The organism is Streptomyces sp. NPDC058665 (genome assembly GCF_042714995.1).
GTDB lineage: Bacteria > Actinomycetota > Actinomycetes > Streptomycetales > Streptomycetaceae > Streptomyces.
In genome coordinates, this window is sequence record NZ_JBHXRX010000018.1 from 1 (window position 1) to 8,463 (window position 8,463).

Below are 8,463 nucleotides of genomic sequence, written 5' to 3' on the forward strand. Positions count from 1 at the left end.
CGCGGCCCCCGGGGCGGGGCGGGGGTAGTGGTACGTTGCCGGGGCCCCCCTCCGCCCCCCCCCCGCCCTGTCCGGCGCCCGGGGGCGAACCGGCCACCGGGCGGACCCGGTGAGCCGCCCCACCAGAAGTGGACGGTGACCCCGTATGACAGCCTCGTTCAGCCCCTGGAAGCACCTCAGACCCCTGGCTCTGCTGGCCATGCCCCTGGTGGCCGTCGCCTCGACCATGACCGTGACACCGGCCACCGCGGCACCCGCGGCCGTCGGCACCATCACCGGTCTCGGCGGCAAGTGCGTGGACGTGGCGGGTGCGAGCTCCGCCAACGGCGCCGCCGTCCAGCTGTACGACTGCAACGGCAGCGGCGCCCAGCAGTGGGACGTCTCCTCCGACGGCACCATCCGCGCGCTGGGCAAGTGTCTGGACGTCAAGGACAACGGCACGGCGAACGGTTCCGTCCTCCAGCTCTGGTCGTGCACCGGCGCCGCGAACCAGCAGTGGACCGTCTCGGCGGCCCGCGACATCGTCAACACCCAGGCGGACAAGTGCCTGGACGTCACCGGCAACACCTCGGCCAACGGCACCAGGCTCCAGCTGTGGAGCTGCACCGGCGCCGCCAACCAGAAGTGGACCGCGCCCTCCGGCGGCGGCAACCCCGACCCCGGCGGCGCGCCCATGGCCGTCGCGCCGTACATCTACAACGGCTGGGGCAGCCCGCCCAGCCCCACCACCGTCCAGAACGCCACCGGCGTCAAGTGGTTCACCCTCGCCTTCGTTCTCAGCAACGGGTACTGCGAACCGCAATGGGACGGCGGCAGGCCGCTGGCCGGGGGAGTGGACCAGCAGACCATCAACACCGTGCGCGCGGGTGGCGGCGACGTCATCCCGTCCTTCGGCGGCTGGAGCGGCAACAAGCTGGAGAGCTCCTGCGGCAGCGCGGGTGAGCTGGCCGCCGCGTACCAGAAGGTCATCAACGCGTACGGCCTGAAGGCGATCGACATCGACATCGAGGCCGCCGCGTACGACAGCCCCACCGTCCAACAGCGCACCGTCGACGCGCTCAAGACGATCCGGGCCAACAATCCGGGCATCAAGATCTACATCACGTTCGGCACCGGCCAGAACGGCCCCGACACCAGCCTGATCAACCGCGCGGCCTCCTCCGGCCTCACGGTCGACAGCTGGACGATCATGCCGTTCAACTTCGGCGGCAACGGCCAGAACATGGGCACGCTTTCCGTCCGCGCGGCCGAGGGCCTGAAGACCGCGGTCAAGAACGCCTACGGTTACGGCGACGACGAGGCCTACCGCAAGACCGGCATCTCCTCGATGAACGGCGTCACGGACGTCGGCGAGACCATCACCGTCGCCGACTTCCGCACGATCCTCGCCTACGCGCAGCAGCGTCACCTCGCCCGGCTGACCTTCTGGTCGGTCAACCGCGACCGGCCGTGCACCGGCGGCGGCGCCGACACCTGCTCCGGCGTCGGCCAGGCGGCGTGGGACTTCACCCGCGTACTGGCCCAGTACCGGGGCTGACCCGGCCCCCGATGCCCGGCGCCCCCCCGTGGCCACCCGCCCCGGACACCGATCACCCACGGTGCCCGGGGCGGTCCGCGTTCCCGGGCCGGACCGGACCGGCGGAATCGAATGGGGGTCATCCTCCTCCCGCATGATCGAAGGCTCCGTGCCGCGAAAGCTGTTGGAATCGGATCCGCAACGTCGTGTTTCCGTGCGGAGGGAATGGCAGTGAGCGAGGAGCACCTTGCGCGACCGGTGGGTCACGACGGCGAGCGCGACAGGGCGCACGACACGTCGCGCGCCCCGGCCGGGGACCGGCGCACGGTCGTCGTCACCGGCGGCACCAGCGGCATCGGCGCCGCCGTCGCCGAGCGCTTCGCCACCGCGGGCGCCCGCGTCATCGCCGCCGGGCTCGACGCCGGCGGCGCGGCCGGGAGGCTGCCCGAATCGGTCCGCCGAGTCGAGATGGACCTGACCCACGACCGCGCGCTCGAAGACCTCCTCGGCGGAATCGAGCGGCTCGACGTCCTCGTCAACGCGGCCGGTGTGATCGCCCGGGGCCGCGAGTACGAACCCGAGGTCTTCGCCCGTGTCGTCGACGTCAACCTCACCGGCACCATGCGCGCCTGCGTCGCCTCGCACGACCTGCTGCGCCGCTCGGGCGGCTGCGTCGTCAACATCGCCTCCATGCTGAGCTTCTTCGGCGGCCCCCGGGTGCCCGCCTACACGGCCAGCAAGGGCGGTATCACCCAGCTCACCAAGGCGCTCGCCGTCGCCTGGGCCGGGGACGGTATCCGCGTCAACGCGGTGGCGCCGGGATGGATCCGTACGGCCCTGACGGCGGACCTGCGGGCCGACGACGAGGTGGCCCGGCGCATCATCGACCGCACCCCGCTGGGGCGTTGGGGCGAACCGGCCGACGTGGCCGGCGCCGTGACGTTCCTCTGCGGCGAGGACGCGCGGTTCGTCACCGGAGCCGTACTCCCCGTCGACGGCGGTTATCTCGCCGCCTGAACTCCCAGCTCCCCACCCCCCAGGAGGAGAGAAGATGACCGACCCGCAAGGCCCCGTGATCCCCCTGTCCACCATGGTCCCTGAGGAGATCGCCGTCGCCGCCCTGCCCGACGACGACCGGATCTGGGTGCCGCAGGCTCCCCACGTCTGGTTCCGCCCGCTGATGTTCAACACCGTCACCGGCCAGTGGTGCAATCTGCTCAAGGTCACGGCGGCGGGGATCGTTTCACGCCACCGGCACCCCGGAGTCGTCTTCGGCTACGTCATCAAGGGCAAGTGGCACTACCACGAGCACGACTGGGTCGCCGAGGCAGGACACTTCGTCTACGAGCCCCCGGGCGAGATCCATACGCTGGCCGTGCCGGCGGACTGCGACGAGATGATCACGTTCTTCAACATCACCGGGGCGATGGCGTATGTCGACGACAACGGCGTCCAGACCGGCTACGAGGACACGTTCACAAAGATCGACATGTGTCGTGCCCACTACACGGAAAATGGTCTCGGCGCCGACTACGTGAATCGGTTCATTCGCTGAGCAAACCCTCCATAGCCCCCGTGACCTGCGAGGTAGGCTCCCCTGCCTAGGTGAAGACCTAGGTGAAGGGACGGGGACTCAATGGACATCGGGAGCGTCTACCACTACCGGATCGACTGGATCGCCAGCTTTGTGGCCGTGGCCCACCATGGCGGATTCTCCGCCGCGGCGAAGGCCCTCTACCGCTCACAACCCAGAGTCAGCAGCCATGTCGCGGAGCTGGAACGGCTCCTCGGCACCCGGCTGCTCGACCGCTCCGTGCAGCCCGCCGTCCTCACTCCCGAGGGCCGCGGGCTGCTGCCGCACGCCGAGGAGATACTGCGCCGGCTCAACGTCCTGGCCGATCTCACCGGAGGGACGATTTCCGGACAGGTCAGACTCGGGGCGTACCCGAGCGCGGCCTCGTACCTCTATCCACTGGCCGTACGCGCCCTGCGGATCACCCACCCCCAGGTGCGGCTCGTGCTGCGCGAGGGGCCCAGCGTCGCGCTCGGCACCGATCTCGTGAGCGGCGACCTCGACCTCGCGATACGCCCCCTCCATCCGCTCATCAACTCCGATCTGGTCGCCAGCCGGGTGCTCTGGCGCGAGCCCCTCGTCGCCGTCTTCCGCGCCGACCATCCGCTCGCGCGCGCCGGGTGCGTACGCCTCGCGCAGACCGCGATGCTCCCGGTGATCAGCATCGGGGAGAGCGGCGAGGGCCAGGCCCGCCAGTACGAGACCAACCTCGCCTTCGCCAACGCCGGACTCAACCCGGTCATCGCGGCCCAGACGAACCAGCCGCAGACCCTCATCTCCCTCGTACGCCACGGACTTGGCGTCGGCATCACCAACAGCCTGGCCATGACGACCGCGAACACCGAGGGCGTGGCACTGGTCCCCATCGCCGATCCGCAGTGCGAGCGCGCCGTCGCCGCCTGGTGGCGCGCGGGACCGGTCGTCTCACCCGCCGTCGAGGCCGTGCGCGAGGTCATCGGGAAACTGCCGATGCCGCGGTGGCCGTGGGGCGAGGAAGCCGAGTGCGGGCGGACCGCGAAAGCGGGGCGGTGAGACCAGGGCGGTGAAAGCGGGGCGGTGAAAGCGGGCCGTTGAAACGCGTGCCGGCCCGCATCCCGTTATTCGTTCTCCGAATACCCCGCCTTCGATATCCGAATTGACCGGCGCGGCCCGGGTGCATTACGTCAGCCGCTGAGTACCGGCCGGAATCGGCGCTTCGAGGATTTCCCTCAACAGCGTACGCGCCGCCGGAATCAGCGGCCGATTGGCATCCCAGTGCACCGCGACGCGGCGCCCGCACGCGGCGTCGAGACGCCGGATCGTCACGTCCCTGGTGTCCGCCGTCGACACCGCGAGATGGTTGGTGACCCCCACCCCGAGCCGGCTGCGAACGAGCGAGACGAGCGTCTGCGGCTGGTTCGTCGCCTGTACGGCCTCCGGCTCGAAACCCTGCTCCCGGAAGACCTTGTATGTCTCGAAACCGGGCACGTCCGGTGAGCCGAGCCGCCCGATGGTGATCAGCGGATACGCCGCGACGGCCGCGACGGGAAGCGGGTCCGGCAGCTCGTCCAGCGGGTGCCCGAGCGGCAGGACGACCGCCAGGGACTCCTGCCAGAGCGCCCGCAGCCGCACCGTGTCACCGACCGGCGGGGCCATGGGCCGCAGGTAGATGTCTATTTCGCCGTGCGAGAGCGCCGAGTCCAGCTCCAGCGTCGACCGTTCGACGAGCACCACCTTGATGGACGGCCGGCTCACCGCGAGATGCTCCAGCAGACCGGGCACGAACGCGGCGCTGGCACTCGGATAGCTCCCCAGCGTCACGACACCCCTGGCCGAATCGCGACGGGTGGCCATCGCCTCCTCCGCCGTCCCGAGCCGGTACAGAATCGCGCGGGCGTGACCGGCGAGCACCTCACCCGCCTCCGTCAGCCGCACCGGCCGCTTGCTCCGGTCGAAGAGCGGCACCCCGGCCTCCCGCTCCAGCGCCGCCACATGCATGCTCACCCGCGGCTGGGAGCGGTGAACGGCCTCGGCAGCGGCACTGAAACTCCCCGTGTCGATGACTCCGAGGAATGAGACAAACCATTCGAGACGAACTTCTGGTCGCAGCATGCCCCTTGCTGTACGCGAGCCGACAGCGGGCAACAAGGTCCGTCGACCGAAGCGAATGAGACGCAATCCGTTTTCCGAATACCCGTATGTGCAACTCGCCCTTCACGCAGGGGATACCGGACTCATACGCTCACGCCACCACCGGGATCAACCAGGGGAGCCCCCACCTCCCGCCCCGGCGACCGATGACTCCCGCCACTGCTCACGTGCACGGACGACGCACGTTCGAGGAGCATTCATGACCGTATCCCCACCCGTCCCGGGCACACCGGCGGGACGTGTCAGATGGACCATGATCTGGCTGGCCTTCGGGGCCGTCACGATCAACTACATGGACCGCGCCAATCTCGGTGTGGCACTGCCCTACATCACCAAGGACCTCGACATATCCAAGACCGCGACCGGGCTGCTGCTCGGCGCGTTCTTCTGGACGTACGCGGCGTTCCTGCCCGGCGCCGGCTGGCTGGTCGACCGCTACGGCCCGCGCCGGATGATGGCCTTCGCCGTCGCCGCCTGGTCGATCGCCACCATGCTGGTCGGCGCGGTCACCGGATTCTTGGTGCTCCTTCTCGTACGCCTGGTGCTCGGAGCCGTCGAGTCGCCCGCGTACCCGTCCAGTTCACAGATCGTCTCGCGCTGGTTCCCGGTGCGCGAACGCGGCATGGCCGCCTCGATCTTCGACAGCGGCGGCCGGGCGGGCACCGCCTTCGCGCTGCCCGTCACCACCGTGGTGATCGCCTGGCTCGGCTGGCGCGGCTCGTTCGTCGCCGCGGGGATCGTCGGTCTCTGCTTCACCGCCTTCTGGCTGAAGTTCTACCGCGACCCCGACGAACACCCCAGGCTGGGCGCCGAGGAACGCGCGTACATCCGCGCGGGCGGCGCGAACGAGGCGGACCCGACGGTGCCCGCCATGCCCTGGAAGGAGCTGTTCCGCTACCGCACGGTGTGGGGCATGGTCCTCGGCTTCTTCTGTCTCTCCTTCGTGCTGTACTTCTTCATCACCTGGTTCCCGTCCTACCTGGTGGACGAGCGGGACTTCGATCTGCTCAAGCTCGGCTTCTTCGGGATGATCCCGGCACTGGTGTCGATGCCCGCCCAGTGGGCCGGCGGCTGGGTGCAGACCCGGCTGATCAACCAGGGGCGCAGCGTCACGTACGCGCGTAAGTTCCCCATCGTCACCGGGCTGATCCTCTCCTCCGTGATCGTCCTCGCCGGACTCGTCGAGAGCGCCTACCTCGCGCTCGCCCTGCTCGCCGTCTCCCAGGCGTCGCTCTGCTTCGCCGCGTCGAGCCTGTGGGCGCTGCCCGCCGACGTCGCGCCGACCCCGGCCAACGTCGGTTCGCTCGCGGGCATTCAGGGCTTCGCCTCCAACGCCGCCGGGGCGCTCAGCCCGGTCGTGGTCGGCGTCCTCCTGGACGCCTTCGGAGGCTCGTACTTCGTCCCCCTCGCGACCGCCGCGGCCGTGTCCCTGCTCGGCGCACTCGTCTACGGCGTCGTCATGAAGCACGTGGTGCCGCTCGGCACCGAGCCGGGATCCGCGATCCCGGACCCCGGGAAAAAGACTGGAGAACCCATATGACCAGCTACTCCGAGGCGACCCTTGAGGCCTACAGGTCCCTTGCCACCGCGTCGGTCGCGGACGCCGTCGAACAGCACGGCGTGCGCGGCTATCTCGAAGGAGCTGTCCACCAGGTCGTACCGGGATCGAGGACGCTGGCCGGACCGGCGGTGACGGTCCGGGAGGTGCCCGACCCCGAACTGGAGCCGCCGGTACACGCGTTGGCCGCCATCGACGAGTCCCCTGCCGGCAGCGTCGTGTGCATCGACGCGGGCGCGGCCGATGTCGCCGTGTGGGGCGGGCTGATGACCGCGGGCGCCGTCGCCAGGAAGCTGGCGGGCTGCGTCCTCGACGGCGGGGTACGCGATGTCACCGAGATCCGCAGGGACTTCCCCGACTTCCCGGTGTACGCCCGGCACGCCGTGCCCGCGACCACACTGGGGCGCTACCGTACGGTTTCGCTCAACGAGCCTGTCGTACTGGGCGGAGTGACCGTACGCCCCGGGGACCTCATCGTCGCCGACCGCGACGGGGTCGTCCGCGTCCCGAAGGATCTCGTCGGTGAAGTCCTCGCCACCGCACAGGACATCGAGAACCGCGAGAAGGAACAGACCGCGCTGATCCTGTCGTCGGGATCGCTGCGCGACGGCCTCGCCAAGTACAACCGGATCTGACGCGATGCCGGACACCGACCCCTCGGTGCTCTCCATGGGGGAGCCGCTCATCGAATTCAGCGCCGCGGCCGAGGGGGCGCTGGAAAGCTCCACCGCCTTCCGCACCGGCTTCGGCGGCGACACCTCCAACATGGCGATCGCCGCCTGCCGTTCGGGCGCGAGCACCGGCTACATCACCCGCGTCGGCGACGACGCCTTCGGCCGGGCGCTGGCCGAACTGTGGCGCCGGGAGGGCGTCGACACCACCCATGTCGTCGCCGAACCCGGCGGCGCGACCGGCATCTACTTCATCACCCGGCACGGCGACGGCAGGCACGCCTTCACCTACCGCCGCGCCGGGTCACCGGCGAGTCGCCTGACTCCCGGGGACGTTCCGGAGCGGGCGGTCGCCGCCGCCAGGCTGCTGCACATCAGCGGCATCACCCAGGCGATCAGCCCCTCCGCCTGCGACGCGGCCTTCCACGCCATGGAGACCGCCCGCGCGCACACCACGCTCGTCTCGTACGACCCCAACCACCGGCCCGCCCTGTGGCCGGCGGCCCGCGCCCGCGCCGTCGTCATGCGCAGCGCGGAGCTGGCCGACATCGTCCTGCCCAACCTGGACGAGGGCCGGCTCCTCACCGGCGCGCACGAACCCGCCGACGTGCTCGGGGAGTTCGCCGCGCGCGGCCCGGCGATCGTCGCCCTGAAGATGGGCGCCGACGGCGTGCTGCTCTTCGCGGAGGGACGCACCACCCAGGTGCCGGCCCACCGGGTCGTCCCCACGGACGCGACCGGCGCCGGCGACACCTTCGACGGCGCCTTCGCCGCGCGGCTGCTGGACGGGGACTCCCCGCTGGAGGCGGCACGCTACGCGGTGATCGCGGCGGCGCTCACCACAACCGGCCACGGTGCGGTGGGCCCCATCCCGAACCGGGAGACCGTCCACCGCCACGCCGGTCATCTCCGTCCCTGACGCTGCCCCTGATCCCGGAAGCACGGGACAGAAATGAGCCGGTAACAGGCAACGTGGGGGGGGGCGGGGGGGGGGGTGGGTGGGGGGGGGGGGGGT

8 protein-coding genes are annotated in these 8,463 nt (G+C 70.5%); 7 read left to right on the top strand and 1 reads right to left on the bottom strand.

Going from position 1 to position 8,463, the window contains the following annotated elements; genetic code table 11:
• Positions 1-199 precede the first annotated feature (199 nt).
• The 4 genes from ACFWV8_RS13905 to ACFWV8_RS13920 all read left to right on the top strand — a co-directional run bounded on the left by ACFWV8_RS13905 (position 200) and on the right by ACFWV8_RS13920 (position 4,121).
• Entirely contained in the window at positions 200-1,537 is a 1,338-nt protein-coding gene (locus ACFWV8_RS13905) for a ricin-type beta-trefoil lectin domain protein (protein WP_384200978.1), read from the top strand.
• Between the two features lie 210 nt (positions 1,538-1,747).
• On the top strand, positions 1,748-2,533 hold the full coding sequence (locus ACFWV8_RS13910; protein ID WP_384200758.1) for an SDR family NAD(P)-dependent oxidoreductase: 786 nt from the start codon (positions 1,748-1,750) through the stop codon (positions 2,531-2,533).
• A 34-nt stretch (positions 2,534-2,567) separates the two neighbouring features.
• On the top strand, positions 2,568-3,071 hold the full coding sequence (locus ACFWV8_RS13915; protein ID WP_329391689.1) for a 2,4'-dihydroxyacetophenone dioxygenase family protein: 504 nt from the start codon (positions 2,568-2,570) through the stop codon (positions 3,069-3,071).
• Positions 3,072-3,152: 81 nt separating this feature from the next.
• On the top strand, positions 3,153-4,121 hold the full coding sequence (locus ACFWV8_RS13920; protein ID WP_384200760.1) for a LysR family transcriptional regulator: 969 nt from the start codon (positions 3,153-3,155) through the stop codon (positions 4,119-4,121).
• 126 nt (positions 4,122-4,247) lie between these two features.
• Here ACFWV8_RS13920 and ACFWV8_RS13925 read toward each other — a convergent pair whose 3' ends face one another.
• Complete coding sequence (locus ACFWV8_RS13925) at positions 4,248-5,180, bottom strand: LysR family transcriptional regulator (protein ID WP_384200762.1); 933 nt, start codon at positions 5,178-5,180, stop codon at positions 4,248-4,250.
• Between the two features lie 238 nt (positions 5,181-5,418).
• Between ACFWV8_RS13925 and ACFWV8_RS13930 the strand changes: the two genes are divergently transcribed.
• Genes ACFWV8_RS13930 through ACFWV8_RS13940 form a run of 3 tightly spaced genes read left to right on the top strand, consistent with a single transcriptional unit; the run spans position 5,419 to position 8,367 of the window.
• The gene (locus ACFWV8_RS13930) at positions 5,419-6,759 is read left to right on the top strand and encodes an MFS transporter (RefSeq protein ID WP_329391694.1); all 1,341 of its coding nucleotides are present in this window, start codon (positions 5,419-5,421) and stop codon (positions 6,757-6,759) included.
• The gene (locus ACFWV8_RS13935; RefSeq protein WP_384200764.1) at positions 6,756-7,412 is read left to right on the top strand and encodes an RraA family protein; all 657 of its coding nucleotides are present in this window, start codon (positions 6,756-6,758) and stop codon (positions 7,410-7,412) included. The genes ACFWV8_RS13930 and ACFWV8_RS13935 overlap by 4 nt, the downstream gene beginning before the upstream one ends.
• Positions 7,413-7,416: 4 nt before the next feature.
• On the top strand, positions 7,417-8,367 hold the full coding sequence (locus ACFWV8_RS13940) for a sugar kinase (RefSeq protein WP_384200766.1): 951 nt from the start codon (positions 7,417-7,419) through the stop codon (positions 8,365-8,367).
• Positions 8,368-8,463 lie beyond the last annotated feature (96 nt).